Origin of the sequence: Chlorogloea sp. CCALA 695 (genome assembly GCF_003003885.1) — a bacterium.
In the GTDB taxonomy this organism is placed as follows: Bacteria; Cyanobacteriota; Cyanobacteriia; order Cyanobacteriales; family Chroococcidiopsidaceae; genus Aliterella.
Genome location: NZ_PVWN01000017.1, coordinates 16,327 through 35,803, shown reverse-complemented (window position 1 = coordinate 35,803; position 19,477 = coordinate 16,327). Strand labels below are relative to the sequence as shown.

Here is a 19,477-nt window from a genome sequence, read left to right as displayed (position 1 = left end):
CTGCTTTCTGTCTCTAGGTACAGACTTTAACCAACTCTAAAGGTTGATTTGCATCAAGCTTTTTGTAAAGATTTCTATCAATAGTTAGACTAAAATTTACATTTTGCAATGTAAGTTACTCAATTTAATGGTTTAACAACTTAAATTATACTTGATTACTCAAATTACTTAGGTTGGTTGCTAGTTTGCTTGCCTTGGTTCATCCTGCTAAAGATATACTTTTCAGACTAAGGGGGGATGTTATAAACTGCCACTGACATCAATGTTGGGTACTGTAAGAGATACACTGTTTTCACCTCACACAATTTATAAATCAACGCCTAGTTAAGGTTTGACGAAAGGTATACCATGTTTGAACATATTGGGATGACACTGGGACTGGACAAAATGCTGTGGTTAGCACAAATTCCAGTCACAGAAGGAGTGCAAACTCCAGAAGATACGGCGCTTTTGTTTTCAGGCCCCAAGTTTTTTGTGGCTTTAATTGCCGGGGTAGTGCTGGCTTTTGCCATACAGCTATTACTAACTAACGTTGGTGTAGCCTTTCTTTTAGGGCGCAGTTCGTCGCATGAGAACGAAAGTGACACAGACAACGAAACGACAAGCTTTGGCGGTACTATGCGAAAAATTGGCACGGCTTTGGGGTTAGGAACCTTAATTAGTGTCAGTGTTTCCTTAGCGATCGCTTGTTTTTTGGCAGTAAAACTAAGTTTGATTCAAAGTTCAGGACTTGGCGCGATCATTGGTTTAGTAATTTGGGCAGCTTACTTCTTGCTCTTAGTGTGGGTAGGTTCAAGTAGTGTAGGATCGCTCGTTGGCTCTTTAATCAATACCGCAACGTCTGGAATGCAGGCTTTGATGGGAACTGCCGCCGCCGCCTTGGGCGCAAAAGCTGTAAATAATCAAGTCGTCGCTACTGCCGAAGCCGCCGCTTCAGCAATCCGTCGCGAGTTAGGGTCGGGTATGGATCCAATGAGTATTCGGGAAAATGTCGAAGACTACTTACAAATGCTGCGTCCTCCCGAATTGGACTTAAGCAAAATTAAGGGCGAATTTGAAAAATTGCTCAACGATCCGCAGCTAAAAGCTGTAGCCGGAAGTAGCGATTTACGCAATATAGACAGAGAGAAGTTTGTCGAATTGGTCAGCAGCCGCACGGACTTATCTAAGAAAGATCGCAACCGGATTGTCGAGCAATTAGAAGGGGTATGGAAGCAAGTAGTTGATCGCCACGAACCCCAAACTGACCACATGGGCGAATTGGTAGAGTATCTTAAAGGCGTTGCACCAGGACAAACAAAAACTGACGAACTAGATAGCAAGATTGATCGCTTGATGGCCCAAATGCGTCAAACAAAAGATGCTGACAAAAAAGCACCTTCAGACAATGCGCCGGGTATTCTGCAAACAGGCATGAATACTCTCATCGGGTTAGTAATGGGACGCACGGATCTTTCAGACTTTGATGTAGAAAAGATTATCGGCTCTCTTACTAGCGCCAAAGACAAAGTAACCGAGCAAGCAGATAAGATTGCGACGCAAACAGGAATAAAAACCCCTAATTTGCCTTACAGTACCATCCGCGCCGATGTGGAAAACTATTTGCTCAATACTTATGCTTGGCAAATGAGTTCTGAAAAAATTGCCCAAGAATTCCATGATGTATTGTACGATCCAGCCGCCGACCCTGGAGCAGTACGCCGTCAATTAGAACAACTTTCTCGTAACGATTTTGTGCAACTGTTGCAACAGCGCGGGATTCTTACCCAAACGCAAATTGCCTCGATTGCTGATCGCCTAGAAAGCATCCGTACTGAAGTTCTGACTATTTCTAGAGGACAAGAGGAGAAAGAGGCTGCCCAAGACTTGCAAAGAGCCGTAGAAAGCTATTTGCTAGTTACAAGTAAGTCAGAGTTGACTACCGAAGGAATTGAACGCAGCTTTAAGCCGCTACTGCAAGATTCGGAGGCAAATCATGAAACTTTGAGTATTCGTCTAGCTTCTTTAGATCGAGAGTCCATGCGCGAAGTATTGCTTCAGCGCAACGATGTTTCCGAAGCTGAAGCGGGGGAAATTGTTGGACTATTAGAAGCACAGCGCGATCGCGTATTGTTTGAATCACAAAACTTGGTAGACCAAGGGAAAGCTCAAGCAGAGTCGTTATGGTTGAATTTAGAATCTTATTTGCGGAATACTGGCAAAGATGAACTTAACCCTAATGCGATCGCAAGTGAACTTAAAACCCTGTTAAACGATCCCCAAGCCGGAATGAGTGCGATCGCAAGCCGAGTATCTCGTTTTGACCGCGACACTTTGGTACAGTTGCTCAATCAGCGTCAAGACTTAAATGAAGACCAAATCAATCAGACTATCAATCAAGTAGAATCAGTCTGGGGAAACCTCCGCCACGCACCGCAAAACGTTACGGCTTTAGCTAAAGATCAGTACGATTCAGTGACAACAACTTTATCGGATTACTTGCGAAATACTGGTAAAGATGAATTGAACCCTGAAGGAATTGCCCGCGATTTCTCTAAACTCTTTGAAAATCCTCAACAGGGGGCTTTGGCTTTACGCCGCCGCTTGTCTCAAGTAGATCGAGATACTCTAGTGCAATTGCTCAGTCAACGCCGAGATTTGAGCGAAGATCAGGTAAATCAAGTCATTGACGGAGTGCAAGGTTCGATTCGTAACATTATAAAGAGTCCCAGACGTTTAGCCGCTAGAACTGGGCAAAGAGTTCAAACTTTCCAAGCCAATGTTGAAGATTACTTGCGAAATACGGGTAAAGATGAACTTAATCCTGAAAGTATTAAGCGCGATTTGCAGCTATTAATCCACGATCCAAGAGCCGGGGTAGAAAGTTTTAGCGACAGATTAGCTCATTTTGACCGCGATACAGTAGTTACTTTGCTGCAAGCGCGGGGCGATATGTCGGAGGAAGAAGCGGCGCGGATTGTCGATCAAGTTTTAGCTGTACGCGAACAATTTGTTGAGCAAGTAAGGGCGGTACAACGCCGCATTCAAGATACGCTTGATGGTGTATTTGGTCAAATTCGTAATTACCTTAATGCTCTTGATCGTCCCGAACTTAACTATGATGGCATCAAACGCGATGTCCGTCAGTTGTTTGATGATCCCCAAGCGGGTTTTGACTCAATTCGCGATCGCCTAGGTTCGTTTAACCGCGATACTCTAGTTGCTGTAATGAGTTCTCGGGAAGATATTAGCGAGGCTGATGCAAACCGAATTATTGACCAAATTGAAGGGGCGCGCAATAGTGTCTTACAACGAGCCGAGCGCATCCAGCACGAAGCCCAACGACGTTTGGAAGATGTTAAGCATCAAGCCCAAAAGCAAGCGGAAGAAACCCGTAAAGCCGCCGCAACGGCTGCTCAATGGTTAGCTGGTACAGCAGTTGTTTCTGCCATTTGTTCGGCGATCGCTGGAGCTTTAGCTGTAGCTGGTTAGATCGTCTGTTAATTTTGACTTTGCCTCCCAAGCTTTGGGGGGCTTTTTTTTGAGTTAATTTTAACTTTTTTAATTAGCGCTTACAGGCAAGTTATTAGGCTGGATTGAGGAGTCAACGTTGGGTAATTCTAAACAGTAACCCGCACCATAAACCGTCGTAATGTAGAGAGGATGACGAGGATCGGGTTCTAGTTTTGTTCTCAAATGCCGAATGTGAACACGGATAGTTTCAATATCATCATTGGGATCGTAGCCCCAAACTTCTTTCAAAATCTCGCTAGGAGATACCGTTTGCCCATGACGTTGTAGCAAGCAGTGCAGTAGCTCAAATTCTAGGTGAGTTAGCTTAATAGTTTTTGTAAACCAAATTGCCTCAAAACGTTCGGGTACTAAAGTTAATGAACTATAGTTAAGAATTTCGCTATGCTTGGCTGCGTGGGGAAGGCGATCGCTACGGCGCAATAAAGCCCGAACTCTAGCCAGCAATTCCTCTACTTCAAAGGGTTTAGTTAAGTAATCATCTGCTCCTGCATTAAACCCGTCTACCTTGTTTTGAGTCTGATTTAAAGCTGTTAACATTAGTACGGGAATTTCTGCCGTCCGTTCATCACGGCGCAAGCGTTGACAAACTGTAAACCCATCAACTCTAGGCAACATTAAGTCGAGCATGATTAAGTCAGGCAATATTTGCATTGCCAAAGCTTGACCTTTAATCCCATCTTCTGCTTGTGTAACTTCATACCCAGCCATTTCTAGATTGACTGCTACGAGTTCTGAGATCGCTGGATCGTCATCGATAACAAGTATCCGAGGCATTATTAAAAAATCTTTGGAGATATTGAGGATAAATAAGCACCTTTGGAGGATACAAAGATTGCTGTAACTATTATACAGAGCATTCTAAATATAATCTAAAGATTTCACTAAATGTATTATTCAATCGAGTATGAAAATAAAATTATTCGGCAGTAAACCGAAATAACATGGTAATTGGCATCTAATCAGAACTTACTATGTCAAATTTTGCCTATATTCCCCCTTGGTGGCTAAAAAATGGCTCGTTAATGACTGTTTATACAGCCCTATTTGCTAGTCAGCAATGGGAAAAGACAACGGTACATCCAGAGCCACCTTACCAAGAAAAAGTTTTTACTGGGGCTAAAGGCGTACCAATTTTTGGCATTTTTGCCATTCCCAACAATCCGCGCGGTACGATTATTGGAACCTATGGAATTACCGGATCGTTAGATAATCAGTGGTTTTTAAGATTATTGGGACGCAAAGCTTTTGCCCAAGGCTACGCAGTCGTGCTGTTTGATTGGAGAGCGCACGGTAAAACCGCTTTGTTATCGCCAACATTGACTTCTGATGGTTTGTTTGAAGGAGAAGACTTTGTTCGCATTGCTGCCCAATCTAAAGCCCTGGGATGTCCTGCCAATTTTTGGTTTACAGGTTTTTCTCTGGGTGGACAATTAACATTGTGGGCGGTAAAAGCGGCACAAGAATTGACGAGCAATCAGGAAATAGAGCTAGATATTGCCGAAATTGGCGGCGCGGCGGTAATTTGTCCCAGCTTAGATTCGGTGCGAAGTCTCAATTATTTGGTTAAAGATCCTTGGGGTAAGTATTTGGAGGGAGCGATCGCTAAAGAACTAAAAAAACTAGCTCTAAAAATTTATCATGCTCACCCTGGAGAAATTGATTTAGCGGCTATTGAGAGGGCGACTAGCATCTGGGGTTTTGACCAAGAGCTAGTTATTGAGCGCTTGGGTTTTCCTACGGTAGAGGCTTATTACGAGGCTAGTAGCGGCTTGCATATATTACCTCACTTAAAAAAGCCCACTTTAATTATTTATGCTGCTGACGATCCCATGTTCGATCCGGCAATCATTCCCGATTTGCAAGCCTCTTGTAGAGCTAATCCGCATATTGACTTAGTCTTAACTGATTATGGCGGTCATGTGGGGTATATAAATAGCCAAGAAGGTCAACAACTTGCCTTTGATCCTGATCCTTGGTGGGCATGGAATCGAATTTTGGACTGGTGCGACAAGTAATGGTAAAACCTGTGATTGATCGCCAACGGGAACATCAAGCCAACGAGCGGACGTTTTTGGCTTGGCTGCGAACTTCTATTGCTTTAATTGGCTTTGGTTTTGCGATCGCCAGATTTGGCTTATTTTTGCGTCAAATTCAAGTAGCAGTTACTCAAAAACCTGTAGCGATTAACTCTTTTTTTACATCAGAAAACCTGGGAGTTACGTTAGTAATTTTTGGGATTATTGTTATTTGTTTAGCAGCTTGGCGATACAATCAAGTTTTTTGGCAAATAGAACGGGGAAATTATCGCCCCAATCGCTTATTAGTTTGGATGATGGCGGGAGTTGTAACAATTTTGGGATCTTTAAGTATTCCTTTAGTCTTGTGGCGAGACTCCTCCTCTATTTCTCCACCTATAGACGATAGTAATTTGCCCTTAAAGCCTCGCCGCCATGCGCTTTCTAATCTATTTAAGTAATTTTATAGCTATTATTAGATGAAGATAGGGGATAATCTTAATACTTTATCGTAAAAACAATTTAGGCAATATGCGTAAACTCAATAGAAGCAAAAATAAATTAGTTGTAATCTGCGGTAGCTTGCTATTTGTCGCTATTCCGCTAAACTCTTTAGCTCATACTTCTTCGCCTACAACAGGTGGAGTGCTTAATCCTAAACCAAGTATATTTAACGAACAGCTTTATAGGCGCTATCGCTCACCCATTAATCCTACAAAACCAAGCGCTCCATTAGTCCCGCCTTTACCTGAAGAAAGTAGTAATGCGATCGCCACTGTAACGCCTATCAACGGTAAAGTAAGTGTCAAATTAAAAAATACCACCAATACTGCAATTACTTACGAGGCGATCAAATACACCGAGCGGCGAACTTTAGCAGCAAAGACAGAAGTTGTACTCAAAGACTTACCTGCTCCTGTAACTATTACTTTAGTTCGTCCCGATAATGGGTTTATCCAAATTGCTGCTACTTCTATTGCTAATTCAGGATTGCTAGAAGTTTCTTTGAGTGAAGCGCCAGCTTTAAACGAACAACAAAGCGCGATTAGAATTGAAAAAGACGGCAAAGTTCTTGTTAATTAATCCCAAAATATAGGCGTTATTGACTTATTTATTGCTCAGTAATAGAGCTTTTCAGCCTCTCAAAACCTATTTCACCGTAGGTTTATTAACTAACAAGTTATTGTGATATTTTATCGAGCTACACTAAAGTGCGACAAGTTAAAATCTCATAGCCATCATCAGTAACTAAAACTGTATGCTCAAACTGCGCTGACAAAGAATTATCAACAGTAACGGCTGTCCAGCGATCAGATAATACACGTGTTAGTTTAGAACCAGAGTTTAAAATTGGTTCAATAGCTAAAGTCATGCCTTTTTTTAACTTGACATTCGGCAATTGACGAGTGCGATAGTTAAATACAGAGGGTTCTTCGTGTAAATTGCGCCCGACACCATGCCCAGTAAAGTCTTCAACTATTTTAAACTTATTTGCTTCAACGTGATCTTGAATTGCTCCGGCTATATCCATTAGGTAGTTTCCGGCTTTTACTTGCTCGATACCTTTATAAAGGGCTTCTTCAGCTACTTTTATTAATCTCGCAGCTTCGGGAGTTACTGCGCCCACAGCAATAGTAATGCAAGAGTCGCCATGAAAGCCTTGATAAAATGCTCCTGTATCTACCTTTAAGACATCACCAGCGCGGATAACTTTTTTAGGGTTAGGAATGCCGTGTACTACTTCGTTATTAATACTGGCACAAATAGAACCGGGAAAGCCGTGATAGCCTTTAAAGCTAGGAGTTGCGCCCATTTCTCGGATGCGCTTTTCGGCATGAGAGTCTAAGTCTAGGGTAGTCATCCCCGGTTTTACCAGTTGGGATATTTCTTTTAATACAGTGGCGACAATCTTTGCTGACTGGCGCATAATTTCAATTTGCTGCTCGGATTTAATTTCAATTCCTTTAGATTGTTTATTAGAACGAGGAGTTTGAACGGGTTGGGAAAATAGGCTGCTAAAAATATTCATGGATTAACTAATGGAAAAGCACGTAAATATATCGTACTTATCAATTGAGCTTTAATAAAGCTTTGCCTCACCGAAACCTTTTCAGGAAGGCGATCGCTTAGGATTACCCTAGTGTTGCTAAAGCTGTATAAATTTTGGCAATGAGACGTTGCATTGCAACGTCTCTACATTGGTTTTTAAATCCTACTGTTATTTAGCGGTATTTCCTCCCGCCGTAACGATCGCAAATTTATCACTTTGGAGTAATTCTTTAGCGGCTTTATTCACGTCTTCTAGCGTTACAGCTTCAATTTTGGCAGAAAAAGAGCTTAATTCGTCCTTGCCTAATCCATAAACTTCATTAAGTCTAATTGTGTTAGCTAATTCGTCAGGATTTGCCAAACCAACATTGTAACCGCGAGTTAAAGAGCGAATAGCTGCGGCTACTTCCTCTTTATTGACACCTTTGTCGTGAATTTGAGCTAGGAGAGCGCGGACGCTAGAAATAGCTTTGTTAGCGTCTTCTGAGTCGGTTTGCATAGAGACGACAAAGGGCCCTGCTTGTCTTCCGGCGCTAAAGTAGCTATAAATGCCGTAAGTCAAACCTTGGCGATCGCGCAACTCTGTACCCAAGCGACTAGATAAAGTATCACCGCCTACAATCTGATTTAGTACCAAAGCAGCATAAAAACGGGGGTCTTTGCGACTAATACCGCGATCGCCTATATAGGTAACAGATTGAGTCTTTCCGGGTAAAGAGGGGTTAAGCTGGACTACTTTTTTAGAGTCAGGGACATCAGGATAATTAGCAACTGGGGTTTTTCCTTCAGCTTTCCAGTCATTTAGGGCTTTTTCCAATAGACTCCGCACTTGTTTTGACTCAAAGTCGCCCACTAAAGTTAATACCATTTGATCGGGACGATATTGTTTTTGGTAAAAACTAACAACGTCTTCACGACTAAGGCTTTTTAGGCTTTCTTGGGTGGGGAAAGTATGGAAAGGATGATTGGTAGGATAAATTGTTTGTTGAAATACCCGTCGCGCCACACGTGCAGGATCGTCTAATTCCAAGTCGAGGCTAGTTAAAGCTCTTTGGCGACTAAGTTCGATTTCATCGCTAGGAAAGGTGGAATTTTGGACTACATCAGCCAAAGTTTCTAGGACAACGGGCAAATCTGTCTTCAAGCTATAGCCGTTAATGTCTACACCTTCACGCAACGCCCTAAAATTCAAACTTGCACCACGATCTTCTAAAGCTTTAGCAAGCGCGAGATCGTCTTTAGTTTTTGTTCCACTTAGCAAGTTTTCCGCCGTCAAAGCCGCGAGTCCAGCTTTGGGTTGCGTGTCAAATTCTGCGCCAGCTTTGATAAAACCGCTTAAAGTTACCGTTGGCGTACTATCATCTGGTAGCAATAACACTTTTACACCATTAGTTAGAGTAAATTGCTCTGGTAAAGCTTTGGGAGTTGGTATGGCGGGATCTACTTTTGGTAAATACTTTGCTACTTCGGCGGGGTCTACAGGCGCTCCAGGGCTAAAGTTTTCCGTCATTTGAGTAGGATTTCCCCCAGGGCTTGCTTCGCCGTTTTGCTTGGTTGGTTCAAATAAGCCTACCGTCCGTTTATCTGGTGCTAAGTAATTTGCGGCTACGCGCTGTACGTCTTTGAGACTGACTTTATCAATGGCGGCTAAATAGCGATCGGTAAAACGATAATCTCCGGCGGTTGTTTGGTCGTAGCCAATTTGCATTGCTTGGGAAGCAATATCGCGGTTGTTGAGCAATACAGAAGCTTTTAGTTGAGTTTTAGCGCGGTTTAGTTCGTCATCAGTTACGCCTTTTTCAGATAAAAGTGCGATCGCATCCAACAAAACAGTATCGATTTTTGCTAATTCTTGTCCGGGTGCGGCGGTTATTTCCAAGTTGTACCAGCCACCACCAGCCAAAGTAGCCGCGTAACCATTCATGTTACTAGCGAGTCCCGACTCAATCAAAGCTTGATAAAGTCTAGAGTTGCGTCCTTCGGTCAAAATGCTATTCAGTACATCCAAAATAGGGGCATCGGGATGATTGATATCTACTAACGGATAGACAGTTTGCAACAATGAAGCTGCACCCGGCTCTTTTAAAACAATCGGCTGTTTTGTCCCAGTTTCGGGCTTAGTTGCTGTTGTTTGGGGTTTAACAATCTTTTCTTGGGCATTAAGAACTTTGCCAAAAATCTCTTTAACCTTTGCCAAAGTAGCATCGGGTTCAAAATCTCCCACAATTATCAAAGTGGCATTCTTGGGGCTGTAATAGTTGCGGTAATAACTTTTGACTTGTTCAACCGTAAACTTAGCTACATCTGCCTTACTGCCGCCGATAGTCAATCCATAGGGACTGTTTGGCAAGGCAGCACGCATTACCTCTCTACCCAAACGGTAGTCGGGGCTATTTTCGTATCCTTGCAACTCAGAAATTACTACCCGCTTTTCGCTGGTCAATTGTTCGGCATTAATTAGAGCATTTTGCATTCTGTCAGCCTCTAGCTCTAAAAGACTTTCCATTAAGCCGCGCTCGACAGTACCAAAGTAAGCCGTCTGATCGTAGCTTGTAAAAGCATTAGAATCGCTACCCAAAGCACTAAACAAGCGTCCAAACTGAATCGGGCGGCTAGTCGTACCTTTAAACAACATATGTTCTAATTGATGAGCAATGCCGTTTACACCGGGAGCTTCATCGCGCGAACCAATTTGATACCATACTTGGACGCTAACAACGGGAGCAGTTTTAACCTGTTTAGTTAAAACAGTAAGCCCATTTTCTAAGACAGTTTTGCGGACATTTTCAGTTACAGAAAGCGACATTGGTTTTTTAGTAGTTAATGGTGCAGAGATAGCAAAAGAGTTATTAAACAATAGCGTTGCACTCAAGCAGACGCTAAACAGGATAAATAACAAACGATGTCGCCTGGATAGAAAGAACATACACTAATGCTTTTTAAATTCCGGTACTTTAGCAGTTGGGTTAAGCCGATCTTAGCGATAAGCAGGGAGTTTCAACTTAGAGCAGCAACGAATCCTTTTAAATAACCGAAAGTTTCCCTATTCCGTACAATAAATAGTTAGCCTGCTTTCTTGTTTTAACGACGCTCGTATTGTACGAGTGAATGACTATGATTACAAATCAAGAGTTTCTGCAAAATTTATACGATGCTTTTAACAAACGCGAGATCGAAACAATCATCTCATTGATGCGCCCGAACGTGAAATGGGCGAACGGATTGGAAGGCGGTTTCGTTTATGGACGCGACGCAGTGCGCGAATATTGGACTAATCAATTTAAGGATATTCAAGCTGAGCTTGAGACATTAAAATTTGAGACAGACGAAAACAATCGGAACGTCGTTACCGTTCATCAAATCATCAAAGATTTGCAAGGCAATTTGCTCGCGGATGCAACAGTTCAGCAAATCTTTACCATTGAGGATGGATTAATCAGTCTTTATGAAATCGGCGAAACTGAAACAATCCAAGAGATGATTCAAAAAACCAAAACTTCTAAAGAACAATGATGTTTCGGTTATCAGTTCCAGCAATCGCTCTTTATTAAACATTGGCTGCTGAAAGCAAGCGCGCAACACAACAATTCAATGGACGTGAGACTCAAATAACGACTTTGTTATGATGTTGTATGGTAAAGTCTGTGTTTTTGTTTGCCGTTTCCGCCCGCGTCATCCGAGATGAGGCAAGCAAAGATGTTCGGCCGCGTCGCCAGAGTCCTAAGAAATTAGCGCGATAGCGCAAGCGCGCTCGCAGAGCATCGCCTACCAAAGCAATAGTTAAGGCTTCGGGTACAAATCAATAACTGATGCAATAACTAATGCGCCCTTCGGTAAAATGGAATAAATCTATAGCGCCTAAGATTCTTTTATATGTATGAATAACTTGAAAGATGTTAAGCAGGCTATCAAACAATTGTCCTCAGAGGAGCTTGCTGCTTTTCGATCCTGGTTTGCTGATTTTGATGCAGAGGTTTGGGATCGGCAATTTGAGGAAGATGTCGCCGCAGGTCGTCTTGATAAGTTAGCTGAAAAGGCACTAAGACATTTACGGGAAGGGCATTGTACTGACCTGTGAGATACCGTGCAACTCCTGACTTCTGGTATCACTACAGGCAATTGCTAGGCGATATTCAGATACTTGCCAATCGATGTTATGAGCTACTTAAGCAAGATTCTCGATATCCATCGCTTCATTTCAAGAAAGTAGGTTCGTTTTGGTCGGTGCGAATAGGGCTTCATTATCGTGCATTAGTAGTAGAAGATAGTGATGACATGGCATGGTTTTGGATTGGGACGCATTCAGAGTATGACCAATTACTTAGAGGGGGATAACACAAGAGTTTGCAACGCAACGGATTGAGATATTTCTGTAGTTAAGTTATCGCGCGATCGCACTGTATTGAGTCTTAAGAAGTTAACGCGCGATCGCCTCCCAAAACCATTGAAAAATCTTTCTTCAGTAGCTACAATGTAATTACATTTTATTCTTGAAATCATCTAAATATGGGCGCAGCTATTAGAACCCGAATTGTTAAAATTGGCAACTCTCAAGGGGTTCGTATCCCTAAGCTCCTCTTGGAACAAAGCGGTATTCATGCAGAAGTGGAAATTGAGGTGCAGGGGGAAGTCTTAACTATTCGCACAGCCTCGCGTTCACGAAGTGGATGGGAGGAAGCCTTTGCTGCAATGGCAACTCAACACGATGATGTTCTTCATGATGAAGTTAATACTACCGATTGGGATCGAGTTGAATGGGAGTGGTAGTCAACCGTTTCGATGTTTTTCTGGTTAATCTTGACCCCACTGTTGGAAGTGAAATTCAGAAGACACGCCCCTGTGTTGTTATATCACCAGACGAGATGAACCGTTATATTGCGACGGTTATAATTGCTCCAATGACTACAAAAGGGAAGACCTACCCTACTCGTGTTATTTGTCAGTTTCAGGGTAAGGATGGGCAGATTGTTCTAGATCAAATCCGCACGATAGATAAAACGCGACTAATCGAAAAGCTCGGACAGATTGGTCTTGATGAGCAAAGAGTGGTTCTTGATACCTTAGCTGAGATGTTTGCCGAGTAAGCTACTTAATAAGGGCTTGTAGCGATACGAAGGCATACATTCCCGCCAGTGATACGCTTTGCATGACTGGTTGAACCAGTAAGAAGTTAGGGCGCGATCGCAGACCTATGTTGTCGTAATTAATTGTCATCCCTGTTTACCCCTTCCACTATTTGAGGCGCAGTAGTATTAAAGTCGAGCTAATAGCTAAAAAATATGTACTAAGGGGGATTTTATCAAAAAAAATCTAAAAATCATCTCAAAATTAGCTAAAAATGCCCCCTCATGGCATTGCATCTAGGAGCCATGAAAAGCTCTACTGATAATCTATATATTTAATTTAGGACAATAAATCATTAATGAAGAAGGTATATGCCTTATTAATGGCATTGAGCTTTACAGCGATCGCTTGCAATAATCAAAATGTAGCTGTATCTCCGAGTCCGTCGGAAGTTGCCAGTACATCTACTAGCAATAATCAAGCTCAAAATAAACTTTTGGTTGTTACTACCGTAGCTCCTTTAACAAATATTGTTAGTAATATTGCTGGCGATCGCGTCCAAGTGCGAGGCATCATCCCGGAAGGCACAGATTCGCACACCTTTGAACCTCGCCCTTCCGATGCAGATTTATTAAGTAAAGCAAATCTAATTCTTGTCAACGGTTTAAGCTTAGAAGCACCAACTCAAAAATTGGCAAGTTCTTCTAAGCAGCAAGACACCAAAGTCTATCAGCTAGGTGATCAAACTATTACCGAGGCTCAGTGGCTTTTTGACTTTAGCTTTCCCAAAGAAAAAGGCGAACCAAACCCCCACCTCTGGGTCAATCCCAAATATGCTGAAGCTTATGCTAAACTTGCCGCTCAACATCTTACAGAGTTAGACCCTGAAGGCAAAGAGTATTATGCTAATAATCTCAAAAACTATTTGCAACGCCTAAATGAACTAGATAAAGTGACTCGTGAAGTTGTAGCCAGCATCCCCGCCCAAAATCGCAAGCTTCTAACTTATCATGACTCTTGGGCATACTGGGCAAGAGAATACGGTTTTGAAGTAATTGGCGCAATTCAACCTTCAGATTTTAATGAACCATCAGCCCAAGATATTACTAAATTAATCGATCAAATCCGGCAAACCAAAGTTCCGGCGGTATTTGGTTCGGAAGTCTACCCTAATAAAGTTGCAGAACAACTTGCCCGCGAAGCTAAGGTAAAAACTGCTAATACCTCTGATGATGACTTGCCAGGAGACGGTTCAGCAAATGCCTTAGAAAATACCAACCCCCAACATACTTACATCGGCATGATGGCAGATAACTTACGTATCCTAGCGAGTAACTTGGGGGGTGATTCCAATTTAGTAAATAAACTCAATCCTGCTAATGTTGTTGGGCCAACAGCGAGTGCCAGTACCAATACCAAGTAGCAACGCATAAGAATTTAATGGAACCAATATTAGAAGTGCGAAACTTGGTCTGCGGCTATCAAACTAGTCCAGTTTTTCAGCAAGTAAATTTATCTATTTACCCTGGTCAACTCACGGGCTTAGTAGGGCCTTCTGGTTGTGGAAAAAGCACGCTTATCAAGGCAATTTTAGGATTGATTCAGCCTTGGGCTGGAGAAGTTCGTTTTCGAGGTAAGCGCCTAAAACCTGGAACCTCGCCGCCAAAGGTTGGCTACGTCCCACAAGTAGAAACAGTAGATTGGAGCTTTCCTGTCACCGCCGAAGAAGTAGTGATGATGGGGTGCTACCAAAAACATAAAATATTATCTTTTCCTCAAAAACGCGATCGCCTAGCAGCGCGAGAATTCCTCCACCGAGTTGGGATCGAGCATATTGCCCACAAACCAATCGGCGATTTGTCTGGCGGTCAACAACAACGGGTATTTTTAGCGCGCGCTCTTGTTGGTAAGCCAGACATTGTTTTGTTAGATGAACCTACTAGCAGTTCAGATTTGCACGTCCAGCACGAACTGTTGCATTTACTCGCCGACCTCAATCAACAAGGCTTAACAATTTTACTTTCTACTCATGATCTAAATTCTGTAGCTACCCATTTACCTTGGGTGGTATGTTTCAATCACGGCTTAATTGCTCAAGGTCAACCAGAGCAAGTTTTTACTCCAGCAATTCTTGAGCAGACATTTGGCGCAGAAATGGTAGTTTTTCACCATGAAGACCGGATTTTAATTGCTAGTGGCGGTACTTCTTTACGCCACCAAATGCAAAATAATTTACCTCAGATTTTACGTCAAGAGCGCATACTGTAGTTTTGAGTTAAAGACATATTTTCAGAGCAGAACTTAAAGACTACTTACTATGGATTTTCTGATTGCACCTTTTCGCTACGAATTTTTTAGTCGCGCTGTAATTGTGGGGGTAATGGCAGGTTTATTGTGTGGCGTGATGGGAGTTTATATCACCACCCGGCGGATGAGTTATATCGCTCATGGTTTGTCTCACGCCATTTTAGGTGGAGCGGTTTTAAGCTATGTATTGAATCTCAATTTTTATATTGGTTCGGGAATTTGGGGCTTTGCTGCGGCTCTTATCATTCAACACTTAACTGGGCGCAAAGTATATTCAGATGCAGCAATTGGGATTGTAACTACTGCTAGCTTTGCTCTGGGAGTGGCAGTTATCAGTACTTATCGCAAGTTTAGCCAAAACTTTGAAGCTGCTTTGTTTGGCAATGTCTTAGGTGTTACTCCAGAAGATTTATGGGTTGTGACTGGAGTCACTATTGTCTTATTAAGCCTAGTTGTAATCTTTTATCGACCTTTACTATTTTGGTGTTTTGACCGCGATGTAGCTAAAGTTCATGGTGTACCTATATTGGCGATGGATACACTGTTTGCTTTGATGTTGGCTACTCTACTAGTGGCAACTCTTAATGTCTTGGGTGTGACGCTAATTATTTCCGCCGTAGTTATTCCCGCCTCTATTGCCAGATTATTAAGCGATCGCTTTGGACACATGATGATAATTTCTGGAGTAATTGGCGCAGTGATATCTTTTTTCGGAATATATCTAAGCTACCACTTTGATATTGCGTCTGGAGCTAGTGTTGTTTTACTTTCAACTGCCGTGTTTGGCTGCGTACTTTTGGGGACAAGGATTAAATTCCGTAAAAAACGTCACCTGCCTTCCCTGCACTAATTAGCTAAAACTCTAAGGAACTCTAAGGGCAAATTATCAATATCGGCAATAAAGGCAACTTCATAAATGCGATCTCCAATTTGCTGTTGTTCTGGCTGTAACAATATCTTTAATAGTTGATATTGCTCTGGCTGCTCTTGGTGTGCCTTGTCAAAACGTTGCTTTAAATCCGCCAACCAATCAGTTAAATCTGGGACAGCCTCAGTTAAGTCGAAAGACAAATGATAATAACCAACATAATGCTCATCGTTAAAAGCATCAGGAGCGGGGTGAGGTTGAGGAATTTGGATTAGTTCAATGCGTCCTTGTAAGCCTTCCATCCAGCAAGCTAAGGTGTAGCCTGTAGTAAAGCGATCGCATACATTAAAGCCCAAAAGTTCGTAAAAGGCGATCGCTTTATGAATATTACCTGTACGAATTGAAACATGGTGCATTATTCAAACAAGCGAAAATAAGGATAACGTACCGGAACCCCTGGCTCTTTTTCAAGGTCAAAATTGATTACTTCCCAGCGTGAATCTTCTTGAGAATTAGGACTGAAATCGACAGGTAAGCCGTAAAGCTTGGGAGATTCCGATTGTCCGCGCCAAGGAGTGCTACGTTCTAAATAGCCGCTAATTAGTTCTTGATAACGCTCAGCAATAATTACTCTTGTAGCACGGAAGCCTTGAGTATAAAGTCTATCCAAAGCTTCGTGAATTTCAAATCTAATCCCGTCAGCGTGGGTATGTTGCCTATACCATTCATCGCCCCATTGTTTCCAATGACGACCAGATTGGAGATGTACTAATTCTCCCGTTTTGGGGTCAGCTTCAAAAGCGCCATGACGAGTGCATAGATAAGTATCTGTAAGTGTCAGCGCCGGGACAGTTTGGCGACAATGGGGACACTGAATCTCTGGACCAAAAATTGGATATTGTAAGCTTGAGTTGATCATGAAGTGCTTATCGGCATATTTATGTCTTCACTAGCATCACTGGTTTTGTGTCGTTGCTGCCTCTGCACCCCTTTACCTACTAATAGGTTAGCACTATGATATCGTGCTTAAAGCGCTGCATCAGTTTGAGCATTTACAACTATTTTCCCGGAAATCTATTTGTTTCTGTTGTCTATTATGTCTTACTTCCCCACTCCTGACCTCTCTCAAGCTGTTTTTGTGGCGGCTAATGCTGTAGTTATTGGTCGAGTCAAAGTAGCTACAGGAGCTAGTATTTGGTACGGTGCGGTAATTCGCGGCGATATAGAGCGCATCGGAATCGGTGAATGTACCAACATTCAAGATGGGGCAGTTTTGCATGGAGATCCTGGTAGACCAACGGTTTTAGAGGATTTCGTCACTGTTGGACATCGGGCGGTAATTCATGGCGCTTACATTGAACGAGGTAGTTTAATCGGAATTGGGGCGATAATTTTGGATGGGGTGCGGGTAGGTACAGGTAGTATTATTGGCGCGGGATCGGTTGTAAACAGGGATGTACCGCCTTTTTCGTTAGTTGTAGGCGTACCGGGAAAGCGGATTAAAGAAAACTCTCCTGCCGCCGTCGCCGAACTTATAGAACACGCCGAGCGTTACAAAAAGTTAGCTTTAGTTCACGCTGGCAAAGGTACAGATATGGGATTTGAGGTGACGAAAGATTAATTAAAAACATTTATAGGCAAAAGGTCTAGCTTATTTGCCTGTTTCAGCTAAAAATAAAAAATGAGAACTACTCTAAAAAACTTTAATCTCTGAATAAGAGAGGATGACAATAAGATGGACATCGATTATCGCATAGCTATAGTTTTACTACCACTAATTGCCGCCGCGAGTTGGGCAATTTTTAATATTGCTCCCGCAGCTATTAAACAAATTCAAGGCTTTTTAGAGAAATAAGTTATTTAGGTAGAGACGTTGCAATGCAACGTCTCTACAAAAGGATTTTACGCTGAATCCAGCAACTTAAGAAACAACTAGCCGTTTGCGGATAGATTCAGCGCGGCGCTTGGCGGTAGTATTGTTTGGCTCAGATTTTAATACTTGCTCGTAAGTTTCCAAAGCTGGAGTAATTAAATTTTTCTTTTCGTAAGCATGACCTAAATTATTGAGAGCAAAAACATAATTAGGGTTTTGCTTTAAAGCGTCCTTGTAATGACGAATTGCTAAGTCATACTGTTCTTGAGAAAAAGCAGCATAGCCTAAACCGTTATAAATAGGGGAGATATTTTCCTCGGTTTCTTGTTCGGCGGCTTTGATTGCTTTTTGAAATAATCCGATCGCCTGGGAGTACAATTTCTTCTCTAGATATATACTGCCCAACTCGTAATACTCTTGAACAGTTCCCTTATCTTTACTGAGTTTTTTTTGCAGTCTACCTAAAGCATTTTCAGTTTTGCGGGTTTTTAACACCTGGCGAAAAACAAATACACCACTACCAAATAGCACAATTAGTAAAATTGAAAGATATGCAACTGGTAAATTATCCATTTTAAAAATATAGCTTTAGCTTACATCTTGTTCCATTTTGCCACCTCTTAATCTAGAAATGGAATTAGGCAAACCCCAATAACTAACTCTTGCTTCTAGCCAACCATCGAATACATAACGAGAAACCGCATAATTAATTTGTCTACGCATCTCATCGTACTGCAAACCTTTTGGCATGACTACAGCGAGGGGTTCAGCACCAATTAAACTAGGTAAAAGTCTATATTGCTCGTTTTGCTGCTTCCAGCCCGTCAAGACGCTGGCATCTCCTGCAAAAGCTATTGCCCCATTAGCTTCTAAAAGTAATTGCCCAGCTTGATAACTATCGACTCCTACCAACTGCGCCTGTGGTAGTAAGTAACGCACGCTGGCAATGGTGCTAGAACCATTTATAACTGCAATTTTGCTCCTCACAACATCGCCTAATTTTTGAATCGTGGCATCTTTGGTAATTAAAGCCGTACCGTCAAAATAGTAAGGCAAACTAAAGCTAACCAATCGGGCGCGAGATTCTGTAGCGGTAAAATCTGCGATCGCAATATCTACCTTATCTTCTAATACTGCTGCTAGGCGCAAACTATTTTCGACGGGTTGCAACTTTACAGCATCCGGCTTGCCTAATAAGTCTTGCGCCAAACGCCTAGCTAAATCAATTTCTAAGCCTTGCAAATTCCCCTGACTATCTCGAAAGCCTAAAGGACGCAAATTGTCTTTTACAGCTACCGTTAGATAACCCCGGCGTTGAATTTCTTTAAGTTCGGCGGCGCTACCTGCACCGCAAAAACTCAAAAAACCGCAGCAAAAAGCAATAAAGAATATAATTATCCTCTTGCCTTTTAGCTGCATTATTTAACTTGGCTTGCCATTTCGGCAACTTTGCTAAAACCTGTAGGATCTAATATTGCCATCTGTGCCAGCATTTTACGATTGATGCCAACATTAGCTTTTTTCAGGTTGCCCATTAGTTGGCTATAGCTAACACCGTGTAGTCTTGCGGCGGCATTAATGCGAACAATCCACAAACGGCGGAAATCACGCTTGCGTTTTTTGCGATCGCGGTAAGCACTCCGCAAGGCTTTCATTACCTGTTGATTTGCTGTTCTAAACAGCGTGGAGTGAGAACCGCGAAATCCTTTAGCTAGTTTAAGAATTTTCTTGCGGCGTTTGCGGGCTACATTACCGCGTTTTACCCGTGTCATAGTTTATTTATCCTTA

General features: G+C 42.3%; 24 protein-coding genes. 14 read left to right on the top strand and 10 right to left on the bottom strand.

Annotation, left to right across the window (positions count from 1 at the left end; all coding sequences use genetic code 11):
- Positions 1-348: 348 nt before the first annotated feature.
- Positions 349-3,471, top strand: coding sequence for a hypothetical protein (locus C7B70_RS11295; protein ID WP_106369150.1), 3,123 nt, complete (start codon positions 349-351; stop codon positions 3,469-3,471).
- A 69-nt stretch (positions 3,472-3,540) separates the two neighbouring features.
- On the opposite strand, the gene C7B70_RS11290 is transcribed toward C7B70_RS11295, so the two are convergent.
- Positions 3,541-4,287: a response regulator transcription factor gene (locus C7B70_RS11290; protein WP_106369149.1), complete on the bottom strand. Its 747-nt coding sequence runs from the start codon at positions 4,285-4,287 to the stop codon at positions 3,541-3,543.
- A 197-nt stretch (positions 4,288-4,484) separates the two neighbouring features.
- Here C7B70_RS11290 and C7B70_RS11285 point away from each other — a divergent pair, with 197 nt between their 5' ends.
- From C7B70_RS11285 to C7B70_RS11275, 3 genes are all read left to right on the top strand, one after another.
- Positions 4,485-5,528 carry a YheT family hydrolase gene (locus C7B70_RS11285; RefSeq protein ID WP_106369148.1) on the top strand — a complete coding sequence of 348 codons (1,044 nt, stop codon included), beginning with the start codon at positions 4,485-4,487 and terminating at the stop codon, positions 5,526-5,528.
- The gene (locus C7B70_RS11280) at positions 5,495-5,989 is read left to right on the top strand and encodes a YidH family protein (RefSeq protein WP_233220896.1); all 495 of its coding nucleotides are present in this window, start codon (positions 5,495-5,497) and stop codon (positions 5,987-5,989) included. The genes C7B70_RS11285 and C7B70_RS11280 overlap by 34 nt, the downstream gene beginning before the upstream one ends.
- A gap of 70 nt (positions 5,990-6,059) precedes the next feature.
- Positions 6,060-6,611, top strand: coding sequence for a hypothetical protein (locus C7B70_RS11275; protein WP_106369146.1), 552 nt, complete (start codon positions 6,060-6,062; stop codon positions 6,609-6,611).
- A 118-nt stretch (positions 6,612-6,729) separates the two neighbouring features.
- Here the strand turns inward: C7B70_RS11275 and map are convergent, their stop codons facing one another.
- Together map and C7B70_RS11265 are read right to left on the bottom strand one after the other, a co-directional pair.
- Complete coding sequence (gene map, locus C7B70_RS11270) at positions 6,730-7,557, bottom strand: type I methionyl aminopeptidase (protein ID WP_106369145.1); 828 nt, start codon at positions 7,555-7,557, stop codon at positions 6,730-6,732.
- A gap of 189 nt (positions 7,558-7,746) precedes the next feature.
- Positions 7,747-10,383 (bottom strand): pitrilysin family protein, encoded by a 2,637-nt coding sequence (locus C7B70_RS11265; protein ID WP_233220895.1) that lies wholly within the window; start codon positions 10,381-10,383, stop codon positions 7,747-7,749.
- Positions 10,384-10,691: 308 nt separating this feature from the next.
- On the opposite strand from C7B70_RS11265, the gene C7B70_RS11260 reads away from it, so the two are divergent.
- From C7B70_RS11260 to C7B70_RS11250, 3 genes are all read left to right on the top strand, one after another.
- The gene (locus C7B70_RS11260) at positions 10,692-11,090 is read left to right on the top strand and encodes a nuclear transport factor 2 family protein (protein ID WP_199192197.1); all 399 of its coding nucleotides are present in this window, start codon (positions 10,692-10,694) and stop codon (positions 11,088-11,090) included.
- 364 nt (positions 11,091-11,454) lie between these two features.
- The gene (locus C7B70_RS11255) at positions 11,455-11,655 is read left to right on the top strand and encodes a hypothetical protein (RefSeq protein WP_106369142.1); all 201 of its coding nucleotides are present in this window, start codon (positions 11,455-11,457) and stop codon (positions 11,653-11,655) included.
- Positions 11,652-11,912: a hypothetical protein gene (locus C7B70_RS11250; RefSeq protein WP_106369141.1), complete on the top strand. Its 261-nt coding sequence runs from the start codon at positions 11,652-11,654 to the stop codon at positions 11,910-11,912. The genes C7B70_RS11255 and C7B70_RS11250 overlap by 4 nt, the downstream gene beginning before the upstream one ends.
- Here C7B70_RS11250 and C7B70_RS25905 read toward each other — a convergent pair.
- Complete coding sequence (locus C7B70_RS25905) at positions 11,895-12,077, bottom strand: hypothetical protein (RefSeq protein ID WP_146134030.1); 183 nt, start codon at positions 12,075-12,077, stop codon at positions 11,895-11,897. The genes C7B70_RS11250 and C7B70_RS25905 overlap by 18 nt on opposite strands.
- Positions 12,078-12,083: 6 nt before the next feature.
- On the opposite strand from C7B70_RS25905, the gene C7B70_RS11245 reads away from it, so the two are divergent.
- Positions 12,084-12,344 (top strand): AbrB/MazE/SpoVT family DNA-binding domain-containing protein, encoded by a 261-nt coding sequence (locus C7B70_RS11245; protein WP_106369140.1) that lies wholly within the window; start codon positions 12,084-12,086, stop codon positions 12,342-12,344.
- Positions 12,332-12,661, top strand: a complete 330-nt coding sequence (locus tag C7B70_RS11240; protein ID WP_106369139.1) for a type II toxin-antitoxin system PemK/MazF family toxin — start codon at positions 12,332-12,334, stop codon at positions 12,659-12,661. Before C7B70_RS11245 ends, C7B70_RS11240 begins: the two co-directional genes overlap by 13 nt.
- A 1-nt stretch (position 12,662) precedes the next feature.
- Here the strand turns inward: C7B70_RS11240 and C7B70_RS28320 are convergent, their stop codons facing one another.
- On the bottom strand, positions 12,663-12,791 hold the full coding sequence (locus C7B70_RS28320; protein WP_255409329.1) for a hypothetical protein: 129 nt from the start codon (positions 12,789-12,791) through the stop codon (positions 12,663-12,665).
- Between the two features lie 208 nt (positions 12,792-12,999).
- Between C7B70_RS28320 and C7B70_RS11235 the strand changes: the two genes are divergently transcribed.
- Genes C7B70_RS11235 through C7B70_RS11225 form a run of 3 tightly spaced genes read left to right on the top strand, consistent with a single transcriptional unit; the run spans position 13,000 to position 15,798 of the window.
- Positions 13,000-14,064 (top strand): metal ABC transporter substrate-binding protein, encoded by a 1,065-nt coding sequence (locus tag C7B70_RS11235; protein ID WP_106369138.1) that lies wholly within the window; start codon positions 13,000-13,002, stop codon positions 14,062-14,064.
- Positions 14,065-14,081: 17 nt separating this feature from the next.
- Entirely contained in the window at positions 14,082-14,909 is an 828-nt protein-coding gene (locus C7B70_RS11230; RefSeq protein WP_106369137.1) for a metal ABC transporter ATP-binding protein, read from the top strand.
- 49 nt (positions 14,910-14,958) lie between these two features.
- A complete protein-coding gene (locus C7B70_RS11225) occupies positions 14,959-15,798 on the top strand; it encodes a metal ABC transporter permease (protein WP_106369136.1) in 840 nt (279 codons plus the stop codon).
- Here C7B70_RS11225 and C7B70_RS11220 read toward each other — a convergent pair.
- Both C7B70_RS11220 and C7B70_RS11215 read right to left on the bottom strand, forming a co-directional pair.
- Positions 15,795-16,232 carry a VOC family protein gene (locus C7B70_RS11220; protein ID WP_106369135.1) on the bottom strand — a complete coding sequence of 146 codons (438 nt, stop codon included), beginning with the start codon at positions 16,230-16,232 and terminating at the stop codon, positions 15,795-15,797. The two genes, C7B70_RS11225 and C7B70_RS11220, sit on opposite strands and share 4 nt — an antisense overlap.
- Positions 16,232-16,735 (bottom strand): TIGR02652 family protein, encoded by a 504-nt coding sequence (locus tag C7B70_RS11215; RefSeq protein ID WP_106369134.1) that lies wholly within the window; start codon positions 16,733-16,735, stop codon positions 16,232-16,234. The genes C7B70_RS11220 and C7B70_RS11215 overlap by 1 nt, the downstream gene beginning before the upstream one ends.
- 177 nt (positions 16,736-16,912) lie before the next feature.
- Here C7B70_RS11215 and C7B70_RS11210 point away from each other — a divergent pair, with 177 nt between their 5' ends.
- Together C7B70_RS11210 and C7B70_RS11205 are read left to right on the top strand one after the other, a co-directional pair.
- Complete coding sequence (locus C7B70_RS11210) at positions 16,913-17,437, top strand: gamma carbonic anhydrase family protein (RefSeq protein ID WP_106369133.1); 525 nt, start codon at positions 16,913-16,915, stop codon at positions 17,435-17,437.
- A 114-nt stretch (positions 17,438-17,551) separates the two neighbouring features.
- Complete coding sequence (locus C7B70_RS11205; RefSeq protein ID WP_106369132.1) at positions 17,552-17,671, top strand: photosystem II protein Y; 120 nt, start codon at positions 17,552-17,554, stop codon at positions 17,669-17,671.
- A gap of 66 nt (positions 17,672-17,737) precedes the next feature.
- Here C7B70_RS11205 and C7B70_RS11200 read toward each other — a convergent pair whose 3' ends face one another.
- Genes C7B70_RS11200 through rplT form a run of 3 tightly spaced genes read right to left on the bottom strand, consistent with a single transcriptional unit; the run spans position 17,738 to position 19,461 of the window.
- Positions 17,738-18,262 carry a tetratricopeptide repeat protein gene (locus C7B70_RS11200; protein ID WP_106369131.1) on the bottom strand — a complete coding sequence of 175 codons (525 nt, stop codon included), beginning with the start codon at positions 18,260-18,262 and terminating at the stop codon, positions 17,738-17,740.
- Between the two features lie 15 nt (positions 18,263-18,277).
- Complete coding sequence (locus tag C7B70_RS11195) at positions 18,278-19,108, bottom strand: transporter substrate-binding domain-containing protein (protein WP_106369130.1); 831 nt, start codon at positions 19,106-19,108, stop codon at positions 18,278-18,280.
- A complete protein-coding gene (rplT, locus tag C7B70_RS11190; RefSeq protein WP_106369129.1) occupies positions 19,108-19,461 on the bottom strand; it encodes a 50S ribosomal protein L20 in 354 nt (117 codons plus the stop codon). The genes C7B70_RS11195 and rplT overlap by 1 nt, the downstream gene beginning before the upstream one ends.
- Positions 19,462-19,477 lie beyond the last annotated feature (16 nt).

Coding starts and splice junctions, on each gene's coding strand:
- rplT (WP_106369129.1), bottom strand. CDS start 19,461: ATGACACGGGTAAAACGCGGTAATGTAGCCCGCAAACGCCGCAAGAAA.
- C7B70_RS11225 (WP_106369136.1), top strand. CDS start 14,959: ATGGATTTTCTGATTGCACCTTTTCGCTACGAATTTTTTAGTCGCGCT.
- C7B70_RS25905 (WP_146134030.1), bottom strand. CDS start 12,077: ATGATTTCAAGAATAAAATGTAATTACATTGTAGCTACTGAAGAAAGA.
- C7B70_RS28320 (WP_255409329.1), bottom strand. CDS start 12,791: ATGACAATTAATTACGACAACATAGGTCTGCGATCGCGCCCTAACTTC.
- C7B70_RS11235 (WP_106369138.1), top strand. CDS start 13,000: ATGAAGAAGGTATATGCCTTATTAATGGCATTGAGCTTTACAGCGATC.
- C7B70_RS11230 (WP_106369137.1), top strand. CDS start 14,082: ATGGAACCAATATTAGAAGTGCGAAACTTGGTCTGCGGCTATCAAACT.
- C7B70_RS11200 (WP_106369131.1), bottom strand. CDS start 18,262: ATGGATAATTTACCAGTTGCATATCTTTCAATTTTACTAATTGTGCTA.
- C7B70_RS11220 (WP_106369135.1), bottom strand. CDS start 16,232: ATGCACCATGTTTCAATTCGTACAGGTAATATTCATAAAGCGATCGCC.
- C7B70_RS11260 (WP_199192197.1), top strand. CDS start 10,692: ATGATTACAAATCAAGAGTTTCTGCAAAATTTATACGATGCTTTTAAC.
- C7B70_RS11195 (WP_106369130.1), bottom strand. CDS start 19,108: ATGCAGCTAAAAGGCAAGAGGATAATTATATTCTTTATTGCTTTTTGC.
- C7B70_RS11275 (WP_106369146.1), top strand. CDS start 6,060: ATGCGTAAACTCAATAGAAGCAAAAATAAATTAGTTGTAATCTGCGGT.
- C7B70_RS11285 (WP_106369148.1), top strand. CDS start 4,485: ATGTCAAATTTTGCCTATATTCCCCCTTGGTGGCTAAAAAATGGCTCG.
- C7B70_RS11280 (WP_233220896.1), top strand. CDS start 5,495: ATGGAATCGAATTTTGGACTGGTGCGACAAGTAATGGTAAAACCTGTG.
- C7B70_RS11215 (WP_106369134.1), bottom strand. CDS start 16,735: ATGATCAACTCAAGCTTACAATATCCAATTTTTGGTCCAGAGATTCAG.
- C7B70_RS11245 (WP_106369140.1), top strand. CDS start 12,084: ATGGGCGCAGCTATTAGAACCCGAATTGTTAAAATTGGCAACTCTCAA.
- map (WP_106369145.1), bottom strand. CDS start 7,557: ATGAATATTTTTAGCAGCCTATTTTCCCAACCCGTTCAAACTCCTCGT.
- C7B70_RS11205 (WP_106369132.1), top strand. CDS start 17,552: ATGGACATCGATTATCGCATAGCTATAGTTTTACTACCACTAATTGCC.
- C7B70_RS11210 (WP_106369133.1), top strand. CDS start 16,913: ATGTCTTACTTCCCCACTCCTGACCTCTCTCAAGCTGTTTTTGTGGCG.
- C7B70_RS11290 (WP_106369149.1), bottom strand. CDS start 4,287: ATGCCTCGGATACTTGTTATCGATGACGATCCAGCGATCTCAGAACTC.
- C7B70_RS11295 (WP_106369150.1), top strand. CDS start 349: ATGTTTGAACATATTGGGATGACACTGGGACTGGACAAAATGCTGTGG.
- C7B70_RS11265 (WP_233220895.1), bottom strand. CDS start 10,383: ATGTCGCTTTCTGTAACTGAAAATGTCCGCAAAACTGTCTTAGAAAAT.
- C7B70_RS11255 (WP_106369142.1), top strand. CDS start 11,455: ATGAATAACTTGAAAGATGTTAAGCAGGCTATCAAACAATTGTCCTCA.
- C7B70_RS11240 (WP_106369139.1), top strand. CDS start 12,332: ATGGGAGTGGTAGTCAACCGTTTCGATGTTTTTCTGGTTAATCTTGAC.